Here is a 22,869-nt window from a genome sequence, read left to right as displayed (position 1 = left end):
TATATCATTATTATGTTCATTGACAAAATAAATATAAAGAACTATATTTATTTTGTAGATACATCCATTATTAGGGGGGAAAATAGAAATGTCAAGTTGTAACTCATGTCCATCAAATGGATCTTGTAATAAAGAGCAATCAAGTTGTTCAGTGGTTAATAATCCACTAAATAAAATTAATAAAATTATAGGTGTTATGAGTGGTAAAGGTGGAGTAGGAAAATCTACAGTATCAGCACTTATAGCAAAAAATTTAGCTAAACAAGGATATAAAGTAGGTGTATTAGATGCAGATATAACAGGCCCTAGTATACCAAGACTTTTAGGTGTAGATAAGCAAAGAGCAAGAGCAACAGAGGAGTTTATATATCCAGCAGTAACAGCAGATGGAATAAAAGTAATGTCTCTAAACTTATTAATAGAAAATGAAGAAGAACCTGTTATTTGGAGAGGTGCAATGGTTTCTAATGCAGTAAAACAATTTTATACAGATGTTTTATGGGAAGAATTAGACTACCTTATAATAGATATGCCTCCAGGAACAGGAGATGTAGCTTTAACAGTTATGCAATCCATTCCTATAAACGGTATAGTAATGGTTACAATACCTCAGGATATGGTATCAATGATAGTTACAAAGGCTGTTCATATGGTACAAAAGTTAGATATAGATGTTATAGGTGTAGTTGAAAATATGAGCTATATAACATGTCCAGACTGTGGTAAAAAGATTCAAATATTTAATGGAGAAAATAATAGAAAATTCCTTGATGATATGAATTTGGATCTTTTAGGACAATTACCAATGAATTCTGGAATAGGAAACGTATCTATAGGAATTTATAATGATGGCGATGAAGAAGTAGAAGGATTATCCAATCCTATAGTAATAAATATGATTAAGTCATTAGAAGAAAAAGAAAAAGAGGTCTCAGGGGCATTTTAGTTAAAAATAGGGAGTGAACAAATGAAATTAGGAGATATTTTTGTGTTTAGTATTGATTTAGTTTTATTTACATATTTTACTGAAATCGCGCTAAATACTACAAGTATGACAATTAGGATAGTAGCATGCTTTGCTATGACAGCTGAAATATTCTTTATGAGGCAACATCTAAAAATGATGAAGCTATCTGCCCAAAAAAGAGATGATTAAAAAATACACAGTTCAATATATTGAACTGTGTATTTTTTTTTAGATTATATAAAACCTATTGACATTCCAGTTAATGGAAGGTTTATTATGATATTAGAGAATATTATGAATATAAAAATAGTGAAATAAAATGGGGGGAATAAAATGAAATTAAGTATGGTTGCAGACCACGCAAGATGGCCCAGAGAAAATGACATTATATTTAACTTATCTGAAAGAGCTCAAAAGGCAGAACAAAATATAGGCAAAGAAAACGTTATCAATGCTACTATAGGTGCATTGATGGATGATGATGGAAAGCTAATAACAATGAATAGTGTTTTTGAACAATTAAAATCATTGCCTAACAATGAAATATCTGCTTACGCTTCTATTGCAGGACAAGATGACTATAAAGAGGCTGTAAAAAAAGTTTGTTTTCAAGGTAATGATCCAGATGGTTATGTAAGAGTTGTAGCTTCGCCAGGTGGAAGTGGTGCTATTAAATTAGCAATGTGGAACTATACTAATCCCAAAGATGTAATTTTGACTTCTGATTGGTACTGGAGTCCTTATGGAATTATAGGAGAGGAAGCTGGAAGAGGAGTTGCAAATTATAAATTATTTAATGATGAAGGAAAATTCAATATTGAATCTTTTAAATCTAAATTTAAAGAAATTATAGATAAACAAGGAAATATATTTACGATAATTAATACTCCTGGTCATAATCCAACAGGATATACTGTGTCTGATGATGAGTGGGATGAAATATTAGATTTTGTAAAAGAAGTTGCAAATGATGAAAGTAAAAAAATAGTTTTATTTATAGATGTTGCATATATAGATTTTGTTAAAGATGATATAGCAAGTAGAAAATTCTTTAAGAAATTTGGAAACTTGCCAGAGAATATATTATCAATAGTAGGCTTTAGTATGTCAAAAGGATTTACTGCTTATGGAATGAGAATGGGAGCAGCCATAGGAATATCTTCAAATGAAGATATGGCAGAAGAATTCTATTACTCACTAATGCATTCTTGTAGAGCTAATTGGTCTAATTGTAATAGAGGAGCCATGTCTATTCTTTCTCATTTAATTGCAGATGAGAAAAAGTATGCAGAATATAAAATTGAGAAAAATCAATATAAAGATATGCTTGTTAAGAGAGCAGAAGCTTTTGTTCAAGGCGCTAAAGAAGTAAATCTTGAGACACTTCCATATAGAGATGGATTTTTTGTAAGTATACCATGCAATAATCCAAAAGAAATTTGCGAAGCACTTACTAAAGAAAATCTTTATTTAGTTCCTTTAAAAATGGGATTAAGATTTGCAGTATGTGCAGTATCAGAGGAAAAGTGTAAAAAAGCTCCAAAGATTATAAAAGAAGTTTTTGAAAAAGTTAAGTCATTAGATACAACTTCAGTATAAAAAAACGTAAAAATAAGGGGGACTATTAACATGAAAAAATTAATGACAGGTAATGAGGCCATAGCTCGTGGAGCATATGAAGCTGGTGTAAAATATGCTTCAGCTTATCCTGGAACTCCAAGTACGGAGATATTAGAAAATATAGCTTTATATAAGGGTGATATTCTTGCAGAATGGGCACCAAATGAGAAAGTAGCAGTCGAGGCAGCAGCAGGAGCTTCAATAGCAGGAGCAAGAACTGTTGCATCTATGAAACATGTTGGTTTGAATGTGGCAGCTGATCCATTGTTTACTGTAGCATATACAGGTGTAACTGGAGGATTTGTAATAATTACAGCAGATGAGCCAGGACAACATTCATCACAAAATGAGCAAGATAATAGGAATTATGCTAGAGCAGCTAAAATTCCTATGTTTGAACCATCAACTAGCCAAGAAGCTAAAGATATGTTCAAGGAAGCATTTGAAATAAGTGAAAAATTTGATACGCCAGTTTTATATAGATTAACAACTAGACTATGTCATTCAAAGGGTATAGTTGAATGCAAAGATAGAAAAGAAGTTGGAATAAAAGAATATGTAAAAGACGCACCTAAATATGTTACAGTTCCTGCAAACTCAAGAGTATTAAGAGGAAAAGTAGAAGAAAGACTTCATAATTTAGAAAAATTCTCTAATGATACTGATCTTAACTCTATTGAATTAAATGATACTAAAGTAGGAATTATTGCATCTGGAATGTGTATAAATTTTGCAAAAGAAGTCTTCGGAAATGATGCATCTTATTTAAAACTAGGATTTACTTTCCCAATGCCAGATGAAAAAATAAAAGAGTTTGCATCTAAAGTAGAAAAAATTTATGTTATAGAAGAAAATGATGAGTTTATAGAAGAGCATGTTAAAGCTTTAGGAATAAGTTGTCATGGTAAAGATGTATTTCCAGCATATGGAGAAATGACACCAGATGTTATAAGAAAAGCTATATATGGAAAAACATTTGATCACTTAGAAACAAATGAAGAATTATTAGTTCCAAGACCACCAACATTCTGTGCTGGATGTCCACATAGAGGTTTATTCTATGAACTAGGAAAAAGAAAAGATGTAGTTATAACTGGAGATATAGGATGTTATACTCTAGGATTTGCACCACCATACAATGCAATGGACTGTGTAGTTTGCATGGGTGCGTCTTTAGGTTCAGGACATGGGGCACAACAAGTTTTCAACATGGTAGAAGGAAATAAGAAAAGAGTTGTAGGTGTACTTGGAGATTCAACATTCTTCCATACAGGAATAAATGGGCTTTTAGATATTATTTATAACAATGGTAATGCAATATCAATAATATTAGATAATAGAATTACAGGTATGACAGGACATCAAGAAAATCCAGGTTCAGGATTTAAATTACAAGGTGAGCCAACTAATGAAATAAGTATAGAAGCAGTAGTTAGAGCTTGTGGTGTAAAAAATTTAAGAGTAATAAATCCTAATGATTTAAAAGAAGTAAATGATACACTTGATTGGGCATTTGCAAATGAAGAGGCATCTGTAATAATTACAAGATGGCCATGTGCTCTTAAAAAATTCTCTAAAGAAGATATAGAAGAGTTTAATAAGCCGTTTACAGAAAAATGTGAAGTTTTAGAAGATTTATGTATAGGATGTAAAAAATGTACTAAGACAGGATGTCCTGCAATTTCATACAATAAAGAAGCTAAAAAATCTAAAATAGATAGAAACCAATGTTTAGGATGTGAAGTGTGTGCACAAGTATGTCCTAAAGAAGCAATAGTAAAGGAGGTAAAATAATATGACTAAAAGTATTATGTTAGTAGGTGTAGGTGGTCAAGGTACTATACTTGCAAGTAAGTTATTAACTATAGGATTAATGGAAGCTGGATACGATGTAAAGATGAGTGAAATACATGGTATGAGCCAAAGAGGCGGGTCAGTTTCTTCTCAAGTAAGATATAGTGAAGACAATGTTTATTCTCCTGTTATTGAAATTGGTGGAGCAGATATGATAGTTTCTTTTGAAAAAATGGAAGCTTTAAGATATTTAAAATATTTAAAACCAGAAGGAAAAGTAGTTGTAAATAATTATAGATTAAACTCAGTATCTACATTAGTAGGAAAATTTGAATACAAAGAAGAAGAAATAGATTCAGAATTAAAAAGATTAAATGCAAAAATTATAGATGCAGCAAAAAAAGCTGAAGAACTAGGAAATGCAAAAGTAATGAATGTTATATTATTAGGTTCTCTAGTAAAATCAATGAAACTAGAAAAAATCGACTGGGAAGATATTATAAGAAAAAATGTAAAAGAAAAGTTTATTGATTTAAATATAAAAGCTTTCCGCGTTGGTATGGACTTAGTAGAAGAAATAAGTAAAGCAACTGTTTAAATTTATTTAGCCATATAAACTCAAAAGCTATTATAAGTTTTTCTTATAATAGCTTTTGACATCTATCATGGTGAAAGATTATAATATAAAAAAATTATAAAAGGGGACAAAAATATGACTTATAGAGTTTTAGCCGTAAATCCTGGATCAACATCAACAAAATTTGCAGTATATGATGGAGAAAATCAAGTTTTTGCAAAAACATTAAATCATTCAGTAGAAGAGTTATCAAAGTTCAAGTCTATAATGGATCAGTTTGAAATGAGAAAAAATGAAATAGAAGAAGCTTTAAAAGAAAATAACATAGAGCTAAAAAGTATAAATGCAGTAGTAGGAAGATGTGGAGGATTACCACCAGTTAAATCAGGTGCATATTTAATAAATGAGGAAATGATAGATAGATTAAATAATAGACCTACATTAGATCATGCATCAAATTTAGGAGCTACAATTTCATACTCTATTGCCAATGAAATTGGGGTAAATTCATATATATATGATCCAGTTTGTGTAGATGAAAGTGGAGATATAGCAAAAGTATCTGGACTTAAGGGGTTGGATAGAGTTTGTCTAACTCATGCCTTAAATACTAGAGCTATGGCAATAAAATATGCAAAAATGAATAATAAAAATTATAAAGATTTAAATTTAATAGTAGCTCATTTAGGTGGGGGTATAAGCTTAAATGTTCATGAAAAAGGGAAAATAGTAGACTTTGTTTCTGATGAAGAAGGACCATTCTCACCAGAAAGAGCAGGAAGACTACCAGCAAAAATGTTAGTTGATTTATGTTACTCAGGAAAATATATTCACAAAGAAATGGTTAAAAATGTGAGAGGTAAAGGTGGAATAGTTTCATATTTAAATACTGTTGATGCTAGAGAAGTTGAAGAAAGAATAGCTAATGGTGATGAATATGCAAAATTAATATATGATGCCCTAGCTTTACAAGTAGCAAAATCTATAGGTGAACTTGCTACAGTTGTTAATGGTGATGTGGACGCAATAATTATAACTGGTGGAATAGCTTATTCGAAATATATGAGCGAATCAATAAGTAAGAGAATTAAGTTTATAGCACCAGTAGAAATATTAGCTGGAGAAAATGAATTAGAGGCTTTAGCTTTTGGTGCACTTAGAGTATTAGAAGGTGAAGAAGAAGCTACAATATACAGTGAAACTGATTTTATAAAAGCTTAGTAAGAAAATTTTATACGTGATTTAATTAACATAATTGGATATGCTCCTCTAATTTTATATAATATAAATATAATTAAAATTAGGGGAGTTGTTATATGAAGGATTTTTTTACCATAGGAGAAATATCTAAGCTATTTGACATAAATAAAAAAACATTAAGATATTACGATGAGATAGATTTATTTAAACCCAGTTTTGTTAATAAGGAGAATAAGTACAGGTATTATACATTAGACCAATTTCAATACTTAGAGACCATAAAGTATTTAAAAGAACTTGGACTTTCATTGGATAAAATAAAATATAATCTAAACAATGTGAGTACAGAAGATGTAATACGCTCCTTAGAGGAACAAAATAACTTTATTAATCAGAAAATAAGTGAATTGGAACTTATTAAACATAAGATTAATAATAAAATAATGCAAATTAAAGATTCAACAAGAGAAGACTTACTAGGAATTATTAGGGAAATAGATTTTGACGAAAGACAAGCTGTTAGATTAAGACACAGTATTAAAACTGATTATGATATTGAGCTTTCTCTTAGAAAGTTGACGAAGATGTCTGAAAATAAAATTTTTCTAACATATGGAGCAGTTGGAGTATCCATAGCTAGAGAAGATTTAATTCAGCAGGAATATGGAGAATATAAATCTATTTTTGTAATGATAGAAGAAGAAAAATATGATAAAAGCTTAATAAAAATATTTCCAAAAGGGACTTATGTTTGTATTAGGTTTAATGGTGTTCACAAAGATGCACCTCCATATTATGAAAAATTGAAGTCTTATATCAATAAGAAAGGTTATGAGATCTTAGATGACTCATTGGAGATGGAGCTAACAGATCCAAGTTTATCTTTAACACATGAAGAAGTAGTTATGGAACTACAAATTTTAGTTAAGAAATCTTAAATAAAGGGGAATAAGCATGATAAATAAATTAGAGGGCATATTACATCAATTAAGAGGAGACAAAAAAGTTGTATTGTCAGTGGCAGCAGCTCATGATGAAGAGGTTTTACTAGCTATTCAAAGTGCCGTAGAAAAGGATATAATAACTCCTATTTTAATTGGTGATGAAAATAAAATAAGAGAAATAAGTAAAGAAATAAATTTTGATTTAAATGGAATAAAAATAATACAAAAAGACACTATAGAGCAATGTGCAGAAACTGCTGTAAAATTAGTTTCTTCAAAAGAAGCAGATTTTGTGATGAAGGGATTGCTAGATACTTCAGTTATATTAAAAGCAGTTTTAAATAAAGAGTGGGGTCTTAGAACAGACAGCTTACTTAGTCATGTTATGGTTTATGAAATACCCACATATGATAAATTATTAGTAACTACAGATGGAGGCATGAATATAGCACCTGACTACGATCAAAAAGTTAAAATATTAAAAAATGCTATAGAAGCAACTAAGCCTTTAGGTTTAGAAGAAATAAAAGTTGCATGTTTAGCTGCAAAAGAAAAAATAAATCCTAAAATGCCAGCTACAGTTGATGCAAAAGCTTTACAAGAAGCTGGTGAAAGAGGAGAGTTTGGCGAAGGTGTAATAGTAGAAGGACCTTTAGCATTTGATTTGGCTGTATCTAAAGAAGCAGCAAAGATAAAAAGTTTTGAAAGTAGAGTAGCAGGAGAAACAGATATAATGTTAATGCCAACTATAGAAGTAGGTAACGGTATAGGAAAAACTTTAACATATTTTGCAGGCGGAAAATCTGCTGGAATAATAATGGGTGCAAAAGCTCCTATTGTTTTAGTTTCTAGAGCTGATAGTCATGAGTCGAAATTATACTCAATAGCTTATGGTGCCTTAATTGCAGGCCATAATAAATAAGGTAAAAAATTCTTTTTTAGTTTATGCTAAAAAAGAATTTTTTGGTTTTTAATATAATTAATAGGGGAGAATAGTATGAAAAAACTTAATCGTTGGATATATGCTGTTGTGGGTACCGTTGTTTTATTATTTGCAGGACTTATATATGCATGGAGTGTATTAGCTTCACCTATAGGTCAAGAATTTACAAATTGGTCGACAGCGCAATTATCATTAACTTTTACCATAGGTATGACCATGTTTTGTTTAGGTGGATTAGTTGGAGGCTTATTATCAAATAGAGTCAACGTAAAGTATAATGTTTGGGCATCAGCGATAATGTTCTTAATTGGATTTTATATATCTTCAAAAATAACTACCTTAATAGGATTATATATTGGATTTGGTATTTTAGCAGGATTTGCATCTGGCCTTGCTTATAATGCAGTAATGAGCACTATGTCAAAATGGTTTCCAGACAAACAAGGACTAATATCAGGAATTTTATTAATGGGATTTGGTATAGGAAGTTTTATTATAGGAAAGGTATATCAAGCATATACTCCAACAGAAATAGGAGGTTGGAGAAATTCATTTATGATATTTGGTATATTATTATTTATAGTAATTGGTATAGGTGGGTTTTTCTTTGTTAAGCCAGGTGATGATTTTATACCTCCAGAAAATAAGTCTAATACTGATAAAAAGAAAAATTTTGAGGATGGTATAGATGTTCATGCTTTTGTAATGATAAAAAGACCTGCTTTTTGGTTATTTTTTACTTGGGCAGTATTATTAAGTGGAGTAGGGCTAGCATTAATTTCTCAAGCTAAAGGTGTGGCTATGGAAGTAGGACCACAAGTAGACCCATCAACTATAGCAACTGTTGTTGGATTAATTTCTATATTTAATGGTATTGGTCGTGTAGTTTATGGAGGGATGTTTGATAAAATAGGAAGAAAGAAAACTATGTTTATAATTAATATAGTATTCTTTATATCTGTGGGAATTTTAATACTTGCGCTTATGAATAAAAGCTTCTTATTAATAGTACTTGGGTTTATGTGTTGTGGTTTTTCTTATGGAGGTATACCAACAACAAGTTCAGCTTTTGTAAATGCATTTTATGGGCCAACATATTATCCAATAAATTTTCCAATAGTTAATTTAAGTTTGATTGTTGCTTCTTTTGGAGGAACTATAGCAGGATATTTATATGATTCAAGTGGTTCTTATTTAACTACTTTTATATTAATGATAAGTGCTATAGCAATAGGCTTTATATGTTTTTTAGGGATAAAAAGACCATAAGAATATGTAAAAATTACACTAAACAATTATTAATTATTTATGATATAAACATAAAAAAATTACTGGAACAATTTATTCCAGTAATTTTTTATTTTAATTTACTTAATTATTATGTTAATTATACCTAGGTTCTCGAGCTTCGATGCCACTAAAAGCAGCCCAGATATAGAATATTAATCCTAAAACAGCCCGACCGAGAATTATACCACCTTCATAAGGCCTCCGACTCCATCTTTAAAAAGAGGTTGTATGTTTCAAGTTGAACCATTTACAAAAGATCCACCGATTAGAGCTAAACCAATTAGTGTAATTAACACAGTACATAAACCTTGTAAAAATGCTGCTGTTTTTACTCCGAAGTAATTTATGATAGTGATTATAATTGAATTTATTATACCAACCATAACCCATGTACCATAAACATCAAATCCAGTAATAGTGTACATATAACCTTTTACGTAATTTGGAAATAAATATTGTAAAACTGTTGGAAGTACCACTGTTTCAAAAGCTATTACAGATATGTATCCTAAGATGATAGCCCAAGTGCAGATAAAAGACGTATTTCTGCCCAATGCTCGATAACTAAAGACTTGCTCTCCACCGCACTTAGGCATAGCGGAGGTTAGTTCTGCGTATGCTTGCCCCACAAATAATACCATTATGCCACCTACAATAAATGCTAAGATAGCACCAAGAGTTCCGGATGTTTGTATCCATTCCCCTGATAAAACAACCCATCCCCAAACAATCATCGCTTCAAATACAAGTACAAAGGCGTCGGATTTATTCAGGACTTTATCAAACTTATCGTTTTTACTCATATAAAAATCCCCTAAAATTTTTAATACTTACTTTTTTAATTTTTTGATTGTTATAATAATATAATAACGTTTTTGGAAATAAATGTAAATTGGTTTTTTATATTTTGTTTAAAAAATATCATGCATAGATGCAACCTGAATTATAGTGTCAGAAATTTTTCTTTGTATTAATAAATAAGATATTTTATAATAAAAAGAGCGAACAATATGATTATAAAGGTTTTATATAATTTTAGAATAAGAAATAAGTTGAAATATTTATATATAAAGAGTTAGTATTGGAGGTTAAAATAATGAATAATAAAGATAAAGCAATAGGTGTTTTTGATTCAGGCTTAGGTGGGGTGAGCGTGCTAAAAGAATTAGTTAAAACTATGCCAAATGAGAAATTTTTATATTATGGTGATTCAGCAAATGCTCCATATGGAATAAAAACAAAAGAAGAAATAACTGAAAGATGTGTGGATATTATAGAGTTTTTCTTAAGTAAAGGTGTAAAGGCTATTGTTATAGCATGCAATACAGCAACTTCTGCAGCAGCAAATATACTTAGAGAAAAATATTCTGATTTACCAATCATAGGAATGGAACCAGCACTAAAGGTTGCTGCTGATGGGAAAGTCAACAATACTATAGTAGTAATGGCAACACCGCTTACATTAAAAGAAACTAAATTTAATGACTTAATGGCAAAATATAGTAATGATAATATTGTAATAAAAATGCCATGCCCAGAACTTGTAAATATAGTGGAGAATGACTTGTTAGATAATGAAGAGGTTGTTGAAAATCAACTAAAAACTTATTATAAAGACTTAAATATGAGTAACATTAATAGTGTTGTTTTAGGATGTACACACTTTGTATTCTATAAAGATTACATGGAAAAAATATTAAATAATAATATAAATATAGTTGATGGAAATTTAGGAACTACAAATCATTTAAAAGAAGTTTTAAGAGAAAAAGATGAATTAAGAGATGATAATGAAGAGGGAAGCGTTACAATTTATAACTCTTCAAATGATGAAAGATTTATAAAATTATCAGAAAAGCTATTAAATATATAAAAAACAAAGTATTTAATACTTTGTTTTTTTATATATTTTTTATTCACATGTCTCAAACTGTAAAATTACCTTAAATAAATCACCATCTATATTTAAATCCATGGTTCCATTTTGCGTATTAACAATACTTTGAGTAATAGACAGACCAAGGCCTGAACCTTCAGTATTTCTAGAAGAATCACCACGTCTGAATCTTTCTAAAAACTCATCTGGGCTTAAATTTAATCTATAATTTGACATATTTTTAAATATTATTGATATAGTATTATTTTCTACAAATAAATCTATATAAACTCTACTATTAGGAGCAGAGTATTTTGTTATATTTGCAATTAGGTTTTCAAAAGCTCTGAAAGTTCGTTTACCATCAATCATAGCAAATATAGGCTCTTCTGGAGTTTCAACAATAAAATCTAATCTACTTTCTTGAATTTTATCATCCAGTTCTACTACACTTTGTATCAAAAGTTCTTTAATATCAGTTTTTTCAATATTAAATTCCATTTCACCGCTACTAAGTTTTGCAGCTTCAAAAATTTCTTCAACTAAAGTTTTGAGCCTCTTAGATTTTTTATCTAAAATAGATAAATAAGCTTTTTTAGTATCATCATCTATATCTTCACTTTTTAACATATCCACATAATTAATTATGGATGTTAAAGGTGTTTTTAAATCATGAGATACATTTGCAATTAATTCTGTTTTCATTTTCTCACTTCTTATGGCATTATCTACTGCTTTTCCTAAACCTTCACTCATATTGTTTATATTATTAGCAAGAGTAGCAATTTGATCATTGCCTTTAATATTTAGTTTATAATCTAGAGAGCCTTCTTTAATAGATTCTACTTCTTTTGAAATGTAATCTATATAATCAAATTTGGTACAAGTTATTCTAAATAAAAAGAGGCATACTGTAAACGTAAGAAGGTCTATAAATAGAATAAATTTAAATGAGTATATTAGTTCACCGTAGATATAATTAAAAATAAACATCAAAATAATAGTTTGTACTAGTATGCCAAAGCATAAAGAATAAGCTAACTTTCTATTTATTGTTTTTTTATAATTTTGGTTAAATAAAGCTTTTATAAATGGAGATAAGTACGCTTTGTTAAGCAAATTGTTTTTGTTATAAATAATATAATTGATTAAAAATAATAAGAACAACAAGCAAATAGCATCATAAATTACAAAGCTATCATATACATATATTTGTCTATGCGTATTATTTACACTGAAGAAGGTGGATATAATGACAAATAACAAAGGTACTTCTATAGTAAGTTTTTCGTATAAGTATGCTACATATTTACTAAAATAAGTTTTAGTTTTAATATTTTTTTTATACAATTTAAAGCTTATAAAAGTTGCAATTAATGAAACTATACAAATAGCTGATACTGCCAAAGCCACTACCCTGTTGTCCATATAATAAATATCTGGTCCAAATAAAATAAATCTTCTAACACCTGTGGAATCGTACCAACCATAATTATTAATAATACTTTTAAAAAGATAAAAGTTATCTCTAAATATAAACAATATAGTGTTAAAAAATAGAGAAGCAGATAAAACCATTAACAAAATAGAAGAAATCTTTATATAAGGATTTACAGAGCTAAAATCTTTATTTAATTTTTTCAATCTTATAGCCAATTCCCCACACCACCTTTAAGTATTTTGGATTTTTTGAATCTATTTCGATTTTTTGACGGATTCTTCTAATGTGAACTGCTACAGTTTTTTCACAATTATAAGCATCTTCTTCCCAAACTCTTTCATATAGTTCATGAGAAGAAAATACTCTTCCTTGATTAGAAAGAAGCAGTTCTAAAATTTTATACTCAATAGGTGTAATCTTTACTTCATCACCATCCAGAGTTACAGATTTTGTTTCTTGGTTTAATTCTAACCCACCACTGCTTAAAATCATCATCTTATTTTCTATAGTAGGAGATAAATTTATATTAGGTATATTGCCTAGATTTATATACCTTCTAAGATGAGAACGAACTCTTGCAGTTAGTTCTAGTGGATTAAAAGGTTTGGTTATATAATCATCAGCTCCCATATTTAGTCCTAGAACTTTATCCATATCTTCGGATTTCGCAGATAATAAAATAATTGGTATATTTTTATTTTCTCGTATTTTAATAGTAGTTTTAAGACCGTCCATATTTGGCATCATTACATCCATAATAATAAGTTTAACATCATTTTCTATAATCATTTCAAGAGCTTGTAATCCATCATATGCTTTTAAAATATTATATCCCTCAGGTTTTAAGTAAAACTCAATAGCATCAACTATTTCTTTTTCATCATCAACCACTAAAATATTTTCATTCATAAATACCCTCCTTTATATAGTTTTTCTAGCAAAATCAATTATATCAAAAGAAGATATCAAAAACAGTTCTTAATTATTACAAATTTATAAAGATTTATGAATATCATTATGTAATTGTAATAGAATTGTTATTTCTACGTAATTGTTTGGTAATTTATGACATGTACAATGAGATTAACAGATGAGGGAGAAGGAGTAAATATTATGACTAAGAATACAATTAAATTTGCAATAAGTATAGTAGCATTATTAATGATAACATTATTTATAACTGGATTTGAAAATGGAGAAAGTTATGGAAATACAAAATTTAAGGATAATGTGGTGTTTTATTCTCAACATCAGGATGATGAAACACTTTGGGCATCAGCTGCAATTATAGAAGCAATAAATGAAGTAGGTGCAGACCATGTATATGTGGTACAAGTATCTTATGGAACAGGAATAAACATATTTGATAAAGAAGATATGTTTGATAATATGAATGAAATGGAAAAATATAAATATAGAGAAAGAGAGTTTCTTGCAGCTGTCAAGGAATTGGGAGTAAAAAGAGAAAATGTAGTTTTATTACCTAGATTAAATAATACAGGATCTACAAGTTTTGAGCTAATGGAGCAAACTGCTTTGAAATTTGAAAATGAATTAAAAAGTGTAACTCATGTTGCTCATACTTATAAATTAGACTGGCATTTACAACATTTAAAAAATGGTGCAGTTATTCAATCTTTATATAATGCAAATAAAATACAAGATGTAAAATATTTTGTTAAGCCAGAATATAAGGATGAAATTCCTAAAAGTGAAAGGATATTTTATAAGGCTATAAAGAAAGAAGATAAAGAAAAAATAAGAAAAGCTTGTGAACAATATAAGATAGTAGATAAGGGTAAAAAAAGGGAAGGTATAGGATATAAATCAGATAATAAATCATTTGAAAGACTTATGGATAATTATGATTCTATATTACACACACCTAGTGTTTAAGAACATTTAGATTTTTCATGTATTTAAAGTATAAAAAGGGATGAATTTTATATAAGTTCATCCCTTAATTTTATTAGCATGTTTCAAATTGTAAAATTACCTTAAATAAATCTCCGTCTATATTTAAATCCATAGTGCCATTTTGTGTGTTTAGAATACTTTGAGTAATGGATAGACCAAGTCCTGATCCTTCCGTATTTCTAGAAGAATCTCCACGTCTAAATCTTTCTAAAAATTCATCTGGACTTAAATTTAACCTATAATTGGAAATATTTTTGAAGATTATAGATATAGTATTATTTTCAACAAATAAATCTATATAAACTCTAGTGTTAGGAGTCGAGTATTTTGTTATATTTGTAATTAGATTATCAAAAGCTCTAAAAGTTCTCTTACCATCTACCATAGTAAATATAGGTTCATCTGGTGTATCTACAATAAAATCTAATCTACTTTTTTTAATTTTATCTTCCAGCTCAACAATACTTTGTATTAAAAGTTCTTTAATATCAGTTTTTTCTATGTTGAATTCCATTTCACCACTACTAAGTTTTGAAGCTTCAAAAATTTCTTCAACTAAAATTTTAAGTCGCTTAGATTTTTTATCTAAAATAGATAAATAAGATTTTTTTGTATCATCGTCTAGAGTATCACTCTTTAGCATGTCCACATAATTTATGATAGATGTTAAAGGTGTTTTTAAATCATGAGATACATTAGTGATTAATTCTGTCTTCATTTTTTCACTTTTTATTGCATTATCCACAGCCTTAGTAAGACCTTCATTCATATTGTTAATATTTTCTGCAAGAAGAGCAATTTGATCATTTCCCTTAATTTGTAATTTACAATCAATATCGCCGTTTTTAATAGACTCAACTTCCTTTGAAATGTATTCAATATAATCAAATTTTTTATATATTAATTTAAATATAAAAATATAAGATATCAAAGTTATAAAGATATAAAGTATAAAAATAAGCATAGAATTATAGTCAAAGGTTGCAAATAAAACAAATAATAATATGCATTGAAGTACTAATTCAAAGCATAAAGCATAGGAAAGTTTTTTGTTTAATGATCTTTTATTATGTTTATTTATTAGGGTTTTTATAAAAGGTGATGTATATAATTTATCAAATAGATTTTCTTTATTATAAATAACATAGTTTATCATGAAGTATATTAAGTATAGTGCTGCAATATCGTAGAATATGAATTTATCATACATATATAATTCTCTGTGCATTCCATATCTAGAAATTTGAATAGATATAAAAACTAATAGTAAAACTAGTTCTAGGGGAAGTTTATTATTTAGATATTTTATAAAATTATCAAAAAATGTTACAGTTTTAATATTTTTTTTGTAAAAACAAAATGACATAAAAGTTAAAATAAAAGAAATGATGCACACAGATGTATATGCCCAAAACATATATATGGTATCATAGTAGACACCGGGTCCAAATAAAAGAAATTGCCTTACAAGAGTATAAGGTAACCAACTGTCATGGTAAATTACACCTGTAAAATAATCGGGAAAACTTGTATCTCTACAAATAAATGCTACTGTTTCTACAAAAATGGATACAGATAAAAACATAAAGAATAAAGAAAATACTTTTACAGAGGTATTATTAGCACCTAAATTTTTAGCATAATTTTTCAATTTTATAGCCAATTCCCCACACCACCTTTAAGTATTTTGGATTTTTTGAATCTATTTCAATTTTTTGACGGATTCTTCTAATGTGAACTGCTACAGTTTTTTCGCAATTGTAAGCATCTTCTTCCCAAACTCTTTCATATAGCTCATGAGATGAGAAGACTCTTCCTTGATTAGAAAGAAGCAGTTCTAAAATTTTATACTCAATAGGTGTAATCTTTACACCATCTCCATCTAGAGTTACAGCTTTTGTCTCTTGATTTAATTCTAATCCACCACTTCTTAAAATTATCATCTTATCTTCTACGGTAGAAGATAAATTTGCATCAGACATATTCCCCAAATTTATATATCTTCTGAGATGAGAACGAACCCTTGCAGTTAGTTCTAATGGATTAAAGGGCTTAGTTATATAATCATCAGCTCCCATATTTAGTCCTAAAATTTTATCCATATCTTCGGATTTTGCAGATAATAAAATAATTGGTATATTTTTATCTTCTCTGATTTTCATAGTAGTTTTAAGACCATCCATATTTGGCATCATCACATCCATAATGATAAGTTTAATGTCATTTTCTATAATCATTTCAAGCGCTTGCAAGCCATCATATGCTTTTATAACATTATACTCCTCAGGTTTTAAGTAAAATTCAATAGCGTCGACTATTTCTTTTTCATCGTCAACTACTAAAATATTTTCATTCATAAATTACACTCCCTTATAAAAATTCGTTTCGCCAAATCAATTATATCAAAAGAAAGTATTAAAAACAGGTATTAAATGTTACAATTTTATAACGATTTCTACATAATATTACACAATTGTAATAAAATTGTTATTGTCATGTAATCATTTAGTAATTTGTTACATGTATAATAAATTTAGTACTTAAGGGAGAAGGAGATAAATATGATGATTAAAAATAAGATGAAGCTAGCAATAGGAATAATAGTATTGCTAATGTTGCCATTATTTATAACAGGATTTGAAAATGAAGAAAGTTATGGAGATACAAAATTTAAAGATAATGTAGTTTTTTATGCTCAACATCAAGATGATGAAACACTTTGGGCATCAGCAGCAATTATAGAGGCTATAAATGAAGTAGGAGCGGATCATGTTTACGTGGTACAAGTATCTTATGGAACAGGAATAAAAATATTTGGTAAAGAAAAGATATTTGACAAAATGAGCCAAATGGAAAAGTACGAATATAGAGAAAGAGAATTTCTTGCGGCGGTTAATGCATTAGGAGTTAAAAAAGAAAATGTAATTTTATTACCAAGAACAAATAAAACTGGGTCTACAAGCTTTGAGCAAATGGAACAAATCGCTTTAAAATTTGAAAAAGAGTTGAAAAGTGTAACACATGTAGCTCATACTTATAAGTTTGACTGGCATTTACAACATCTTAAAAATGGAGCAGTTATTCAATCTTTATACAATTCAGGGAATATAAAAGATGTAAAATATTTTGTAAAGCCAGAGTATAAAAAAGATATTCCAAAAAGTGAAAGAATATTTTATAAAGCAATTAAAAAAGAAGATAAAGAAAAAATAAAAAAAGCTTGTGAACAATACAAGTTAGTAGATGAAGATCAAAAAAGAGAAGGTATAGGATATAAGTCAGATCATAGATCTTTTGAAAATCTTATGAGAAGTTATGAGTCTATATTACACACACCTAGCGTGTAGAAAAGAGAAGTTGCTATAAATTTATAGCAACTTCTCTTTTGTATTAAAAAATGAAATTATTACAAATAATAAATATGGAAGAGTTAATAATTAATAGGAGGATTATAATGGAGAATTTAATTAATCGTTTTGTAAAATATGCAAAAATATATACAACAAGTGATGAAGATTCAACTACTACACCAAGTACAGAAAGACAAAAAAATCTTGGTGAAATTTTAGTAGAAGATCTAAAGGAAATAGGCGTGGAGAATGCCTATATGAATGATAATGGTTATGTTTATGGATTTATATCAGCAAACACAGAAAAAATGTGTAATACTATAGGATTTATTTCTCATATGGATACTGCACCAGCGGCTTGTGGCGAAAATGTAAAACCACAAATTCATGAAAATTACAATGGAGAAGATATTATATTAAATAAGGAAAAAAATATCGTTTTATCAATGAAAGAGTTTCCATATTTAAAAAATCAAATAGGAAAAACTTTAATTACTTCAGATGGGACTACCTTACTTGGTGCTGACGATAAAGCAGGAATAGCAGAAATTATAGAGGCAATAAAACACATAGTTGAGCATAAGGAAATTGAACACGGCCCAATTGCTATAGGATTTACTCCTGATGAAGAAGTTGGCAGAGGGGCGGACTTGTTTGATGTGAAAAAATTTAATGCTCATTTTGCATATACAATAGACGGAGGTCATTTAGGAGAGCTAGAATATGAAAATTTCAATGCTGCAGGTGCCATAGTTAATATTACAGGTAAAAGTGTACATCCTGGTTCAGCTAAGGATATTCTAATAAATGCAACTACTGTAGCCATGGAATTTCACTCATTAATACCTGAGGATGAAGTTCCTGAAAAAACAGATGGATATGATGGTTTTTATATGATTACAGATTTTAAGGGTGGCATAGAAGGGGCCACATTAAAATATATAATTAGAGATTTTGATTTAAGTAATTTACAAAGAAGGAAAGATTTATTAAAAAATATTGGTGATAGAATTAATGAAAAATATAAAAAAGAAGTAGTAAAAGTAGAAGTAAAAGATGAATATTACAATATGAAAAAAGTAATAGAGCCAGTTATGCATGTTGTAGAGTTGGCCAAGAAATCTATGATAGAAGCAGGGGTGACACCGAATATAATTCCTATAAGAGGTGGAACCGATGGTGCAAAGCTATCATATATGGGACTTCCAACACCTAATATATTCACTGGAGGAGTAAATTTTCACGGGATTTACGAATATGTTTCAGTTGAAGATATGGTAAAAGCAAAAGAAACCATAATTAATATTATTAAAAATGATGCTATAAGTCATGAAGAGATTAAATAACTTCTAAAAAATATAGGTATTGGAATATAATTTACTAGATTAATAATTATATTTTAAGAGTGGTGAGTACATGTTTAAAAATAAAGAATATAATTCTTGGGTAATCACTGTTCTTTCCTATCTTTTTATTACTATAGGTATTTTGTTAGCAGCATTAGCCTTAGAAGTATTCCTGATTCCAAATCGTATTATTGATGGTGGAATTACGGGAATCTCCATAATACTAAGCTTCTTAACAAAAATAAAATTAAGTATTTTTATTATAGTAATAAATATTCCATTCCTATTATTGGGTTTTAAACATTTAGGTAAAAATTTTCTTATTCAAGCTTCATTTGCTATGGTTGTATTTTCCTTATTATTAGAGGCATTTAAAAATGTAGAAATAGTTACCAATGATATACTGCTTGCTACTGTATTTGGTGGGATTATCCTTGGAATAGGAGTAGGTTTTGTTATTAGATATGGTCCTTGTTTAGATGGAGTAGAGACAATAGCCATATTAATTAACAAAAAAACATCTTTTTCCGTAGGGCAAGTAATATTATTGATCAATTTAGTAATTTACATGGTAGCAGGAATGCTATTTGGATGGGATAGAGCTCTTTATTCCATAATGACATACTTTATAACTTACAAAATAATAGATATAGTATCAGAAGGTCTGGACCAAGCAAAGGCAGCTTTGATTATTACAAATCATGGTGAGGAAATATCTAAAAGTATATATAAAAAGCTGGGAAGAACAGTAACTTTTATTGAAGGAGAAGGGTTGATAAGTGGTAAGAAAGTAGTTCTTTATGTAGTTGTTACAAGATTAGAAGTTAGAGAACTTAAGAAAATTATAGAAGCTGATGATATATCTGCTTTTATGACTATTACTGATGTAGCAGAAATAGTAGGTCAACATATTAAAAATAAAGAAAGTTTAACTATTGAATAAATTTAAAATAGAAAAGCATATAATAAGTGAATTTATTATTAACTAATATTTTACTTATTATATGCTTTTTAATATACTACCAAATAGGTAAATCTTTTGGATTTCTTAATTTTTTATGTTTAAAAGTAGGAACATTTAATTCTTCAGCAAGTTTTTTTATTTGATTTTTATAACCAGATTTTAAGTTGTCGTGAACAACTATACCATCAATATTGCCAGTAATAGAGTTAGCACATTTTTTTAATAAATTATATTTTTCATCTTTATCATACTCACCTTGGACCAACCATTGATTAGGAAGAACATGACCTACAGATATTTTACAATCTTTATCTATGATTATATTTGAAAATGTATCCTCGAAGTGCATACCACCAGTACAAAGAAGAACTTTCACAGGATCATCATCTGAGAACACATCTTTTAAAGAAGTAGCCAAGATTTTTACAGCTATTTCGTTACTCCAACTGTCTAAAGTACTTCCTATTTCTATGTCAAATAGAGGAACCTTATACTTATCTATTAAATTAATATCTCCACCTCTTATTGTACCTGTCCAATGAGTTCCTTCAGTCATTACCTTGAAATCATCAAGATTATTTTCCACTCTATGTTTTTCCATGGAAACTAATAAATTCCTTAAGTAAAAAGGATGAGAAGGTGCATAAATACCTCCTACAACATCACCAGTTGAATGAACTGTAAGGATTTTATCTGGAGCTTTTTCTCCACCATGCCAGTTTACAACACCAGCAACATCATAATCTGAAAATAACTTATTTAATATAGGTATGTATTTATTGTAGTCATAACTTAACACTTTGTCAGTTTCAACATAAGTAAATAAATTATTGTTTTCATCAATATATTTATAAATATTTCTGTTATCAAATTTTGTATCACTTAATTTTAGAGAATAAGTATTTTTTAAATAGTCAAGAACCCTTGGAGCAACTTCATCTCTTTCGTAATCTGTACAGAAAAAATATACAGCTTTTTTATTATAACTCATTGTAATTACCTTCTTTCCACAAATGAACTTGGATTTCTACCATCATAAATTATTTCATCATATCCTATAGGGTCAGTATTGCCTTCTGTATTAAATATTAAAACTACTGAATTAGAATTTAAATTCATAGCTTGTTTTATTTCTTTTAACTCATCTTTTTCCATTAATAAAGATAATAGTCCAATACCAACTGCTCCAGATTCTCCAGAAATAATTTTTTTATCATCTTTAATAGGAGAGGCTAGAATTCTCATACCTCTAGCAGTTACATAATCAGGGCAAGCAGCATAAAAAGATGCAAAATCTCTAAGAATAGGCCAAGTAGCAGTATTTGGTTCACCACAATTTAAGCCTGCCATTATAGTTTGTAAATCTCCAGTAACTGCATGAGGATTTCCATCATTAAATAGAGCAGATTTATAAATACAAGCTACAGTTTTAGGTTCTACAATTGTGGTAATAGGAGAATTACCTTTATACTTATTTGCAAAGTATCCTAAAACTCCTCCAGCCATGGACCCTACACCAGCTTGTAAAAATAAGTGCGTTGGTTTTTCAACACTATATTCTTGTAATTGATCATAAGCTTCATTTGCCATTGTTGTATATCCTTGGGCAATAAAATTAGGTACATCTTCATATCCATCCCAAGCTGTATCTTGAACCAGATGCCAATTATTTTCTTTAGCTAACTTAGCAGCTTTTCTCACAGCATCATCATAATTAAGATCTGTAATAGTTACTTCATAAGCGCCAACTTGGCGAATTGCTTCAGCTCTAACTTCTACAGTTCCTTTTGGCATAAGAACTATAGATTTGCATCCTAATTTTGACGCAGCAAATGCCACACCTTTGCCGTGGTTTCCGTCTGTAGCAGTTATAAAAACCATATTTTTTAAATATTTTTTTATTTCAGGGTTTTGTAAATCTTCAAAAGTTGTTTTGCTATCATCTAGATTTAGTTTTTTACATACTATTTTAAAAATAGCATATAAGCCTCCTAACCCTTTAAAAGCATTTAAATTAAATCTATAAGATTCATCTTTAACATAAATTCCTTTAATATCTAGTTTCTTTGCTAAATTATTTAAAGATACAAGAGGTGTTACTTCATAGTTGCTAATTGATGAGTGAAAATTTCTTACTTTGTCAGATACTTCTTCATTTAAAAATAGAGGTAAATTATGATTGTTCGTAGGTGTTGAGATTACATTAATTCCTAATTGTTCTTCAAAGCTTATCATTTTATATTCCTCCAAAGATATAATTTATAAAAACTAGTATAAAATAATTATAGCAAAATATATATTTGTTGTTATGGATAATAAAATATTTGTAGGATTACAAGTTTATATTTCAAAATAAAGAAAAAGTATAATATAATTACTTTAATAGAAAAAAATATGAGGATGTGAAAAAATGCAAAATAAAAATTCTATTATGACAACATTCTTTATAGGTACTATAGGTGGCATGCTTATATTATGTGGATTAATTTTTTTAATTTATTGTTTTTCTTATGAAATAAAAAATAAGAAAAAATTATATAAAGAGGCAAAGATAGTAGCTGTAGTAGGAATAATAATTGGTATATTAATGATTAGTTTATTATTGTTATACATTAATAATTTTAGCTAAAACATATAAGG

General features: G+C 28.6%; 22 protein-coding genes. 15 read left to right on the top strand and 7 right to left on the bottom strand.

Features of this window, described 5'->3' with window-relative positions:
• Positions 1–88 precede the first annotated feature (88 nt).
• From K0039_RS13825 to K0039_RS13785, 9 genes are all read left to right on the top strand, one after another.
• A complete protein-coding gene (locus K0039_RS13825; protein ID WP_228105662.1) occupies positions 89–946 on the top strand; it encodes an Mrp/NBP35 family ATP-binding protein in 858 nt (285 codons plus the stop codon).
• A gap of 21 nt (positions 947–967) precedes the next feature.
• The gene (locus K0039_RS13820) at positions 968–1,156 is read left to right on the top strand and encodes a hypothetical protein (protein ID WP_228105661.1); all 189 of its coding nucleotides are present in this window, start codon (positions 968–970) and stop codon (positions 1,154–1,156) included.
• 144 nt (positions 1,157–1,300) lie between these two features.
• Entirely contained in the window at positions 1,301–2,566 is a 1,266-nt protein-coding gene (locus K0039_RS13815; RefSeq protein ID WP_228105660.1) for an aminotransferase class I/II-fold pyridoxal phosphate-dependent enzyme, read from the top strand.
• 30 nt (positions 2,567–2,596) lie between these two features.
• Positions 2,597–4,381 carry an indolepyruvate ferredoxin oxidoreductase subunit alpha gene (gene iorA / locus K0039_RS13810; protein ID WP_228105659.1) on the top strand — a complete coding sequence of 595 codons (1,785 nt, stop codon included), beginning with the start codon at positions 2,597–2,599 and terminating at the stop codon, positions 4,379–4,381.
• Position 4,382: 1 nt separating this feature from the next.
• Entirely contained in the window at positions 4,383–4,979 is a 597-nt protein-coding gene (locus K0039_RS13805) for an indolepyruvate oxidoreductase subunit beta (RefSeq protein ID WP_228105658.1), read from the top strand.
• Positions 4,980–5,093: 114 nt separating this feature from the next.
• Complete coding sequence (gene buk / locus K0039_RS13800) at positions 5,094–6,179, top strand: butyrate kinase (protein WP_228105657.1); 1,086 nt, start codon at positions 5,094–5,096, stop codon at positions 6,177–6,179.
• Between the two features lie 95 nt (positions 6,180–6,274).
• Entirely contained in the window at positions 6,275–7,096 is an 822-nt protein-coding gene (locus K0039_RS13795; RefSeq protein WP_228105656.1) for a MerR family transcriptional regulator, read from the top strand.
• Positions 7,097–7,112: 16 nt separating this feature from the next.
• On the top strand, positions 7,113–8,024 hold the full coding sequence (locus tag K0039_RS13790; RefSeq protein ID WP_228105655.1) for a bifunctional enoyl-CoA hydratase/phosphate acetyltransferase: 912 nt from the start codon (positions 7,113–7,115) through the stop codon (positions 8,022–8,024).
• A gap of 75 nt (positions 8,025–8,099) precedes the next feature.
• Entirely contained in the window at positions 8,100–9,314 is a 1,215-nt protein-coding gene (locus K0039_RS13785; protein WP_228105654.1) for an MFS transporter, read from the top strand.
• Positions 9,315–9,568: 254 nt separating this feature from the next.
• Here the strand turns inward: K0039_RS13785 and K0039_RS13780 are convergent, their stop codons facing one another.
• Positions 9,569–10,138 (bottom strand): amino acid permease, encoded by a 570-nt coding sequence (locus K0039_RS13780; RefSeq protein ID WP_331476760.1) that lies wholly within the window; start codon positions 10,136–10,138, stop codon positions 9,569–9,571.
• Positions 10,139–10,431: 293 nt separating this feature from the next.
• On the opposite strand from K0039_RS13780, the gene murI reads away from it, so the two are divergent.
• On the top strand, positions 10,432–11,208 hold the full coding sequence (murI, locus tag K0039_RS13775; protein ID WP_228105653.1) for a glutamate racemase: 777 nt from the start codon (positions 10,432–10,434) through the stop codon (positions 11,206–11,208).
• 39 nt (positions 11,209–11,247) lie between these two features.
• Here murI and K0039_RS13770 read toward each other — a convergent pair whose 3' ends face one another.
• Positions 11,248–12,867 (bottom strand): HAMP domain-containing sensor histidine kinase, encoded by a 1,620-nt coding sequence (locus tag K0039_RS13770; RefSeq protein ID WP_228105652.1) that lies wholly within the window; start codon positions 12,865–12,867, stop codon positions 11,248–11,250.
• Positions 12,839–13,561 (bottom strand): response regulator transcription factor, encoded by a 723-nt coding sequence (locus tag K0039_RS13765; RefSeq protein ID WP_228105651.1) that lies wholly within the window; start codon positions 13,559–13,561, stop codon positions 12,839–12,841. Before K0039_RS13765 ends, K0039_RS13770 begins: the two co-directional genes overlap by 29 nt.
• Before the next feature lie 204 nt (positions 13,562–13,765).
• Between K0039_RS13765 and K0039_RS13760 the strand changes: the two genes are divergently transcribed.
• Positions 13,766–14,548, top strand: coding sequence for a PIG-L deacetylase family protein (locus K0039_RS13760; RefSeq protein ID WP_228105650.1), 783 nt, complete (start codon positions 13,766–13,768; stop codon positions 14,546–14,548).
• Between the two features lie 73 nt (positions 14,549–14,621).
• On the opposite strand, the gene K0039_RS13755 is transcribed toward K0039_RS13760, so the two are convergent.
• Together K0039_RS13755 and K0039_RS13750 are read right to left on the bottom strand one after the other, a co-directional pair.
• Positions 14,622–16,232, bottom strand: coding sequence for a HAMP domain-containing sensor histidine kinase (locus K0039_RS13755; RefSeq protein ID WP_228105649.1), 1,611 nt, complete (start codon positions 16,230–16,232; stop codon positions 14,622–14,624).
• Positions 16,204–16,926 carry a response regulator transcription factor gene (locus K0039_RS13750; RefSeq protein ID WP_228105648.1) on the bottom strand — a complete coding sequence of 241 codons (723 nt, stop codon included), beginning with the start codon at positions 16,924–16,926 and terminating at the stop codon, positions 16,204–16,206. The genes K0039_RS13755 and K0039_RS13750 overlap by 29 nt, the downstream gene beginning before the upstream one ends.
• A 204-nt stretch (positions 16,927–17,130) precedes the next feature.
• On the opposite strand from K0039_RS13750, the gene K0039_RS13745 reads away from it, so the two are divergent.
• The 3 genes from K0039_RS13745 (at position 17,131) to K0039_RS13735 (ending at position 20,208) form a co-directional block, all read left to right on the top strand.
• Positions 17,131–17,916, top strand: a complete 786-nt coding sequence (locus K0039_RS13745; protein WP_228105647.1) for a PIG-L deacetylase family protein — start codon at positions 17,131–17,133, stop codon at positions 17,914–17,916.
• Positions 17,917–18,023: 107 nt separating this feature from the next.
• On the top strand, positions 18,024–19,265 hold the full coding sequence (pepT, locus tag K0039_RS13740) for a peptidase T (protein ID WP_228105646.1): 1,242 nt from the start codon (positions 18,024–18,026) through the stop codon (positions 19,263–19,265).
• 70 nt (positions 19,266–19,335) lie between these two features.
• Positions 19,336–20,208 carry a YitT family protein gene (locus tag K0039_RS13735; RefSeq protein WP_228105645.1) on the top strand — a complete coding sequence of 291 codons (873 nt, stop codon included), beginning with the start codon at positions 19,336–19,338 and terminating at the stop codon, positions 20,206–20,208.
• Between the two features lie 76 nt (positions 20,209–20,284).
• On the opposite strand, the gene K0039_RS13730 is transcribed toward K0039_RS13735, so the two are convergent.
• Together K0039_RS13730 and dpaL are read right to left on the bottom strand one after the other, a co-directional pair.
• On the bottom strand, positions 20,285–21,220 hold the full coding sequence (locus tag K0039_RS13730) for a D-aminoacyl-tRNA deacylase (RefSeq protein ID WP_228105644.1): 936 nt from the start codon (positions 21,218–21,220) through the stop codon (positions 20,285–20,287).
• 5 nt (positions 21,221–21,225) lie between these two features.
• Positions 21,226–22,464, bottom strand: coding sequence for a diaminopropionate ammonia-lyase (dpaL, locus tag K0039_RS13725; RefSeq protein ID WP_228105643.1), 1,239 nt, complete (start codon positions 22,462–22,464; stop codon positions 21,226–21,228).
• A gap of 175 nt (positions 22,465–22,639) precedes the next feature.
• Here dpaL and K0039_RS13720 point away from each other — a divergent pair, with 175 nt between their 5' ends.
• Positions 22,640–22,858: a hypothetical protein gene (locus K0039_RS13720; protein WP_228105642.1), complete on the top strand. Its 219-nt coding sequence runs from the start codon at positions 22,640–22,642 to the stop codon at positions 22,856–22,858.
• Positions 22,859–22,869: the final 11 nt, after the last annotated feature.

The sequence above is a fragment of the Terrisporobacter mayombei genome (assembly GCF_020748465.1).
GTDB lineage: Bacteria > Bacillota > Clostridia > Peptostreptococcales > Peptostreptococcaceae > Terrisporobacter > Terrisporobacter mayombei.
The sequence above is the reverse complement of the archived record's forward strand: the minus strand, read 5'-3'. Positions and strand labels throughout refer to the sequence as shown.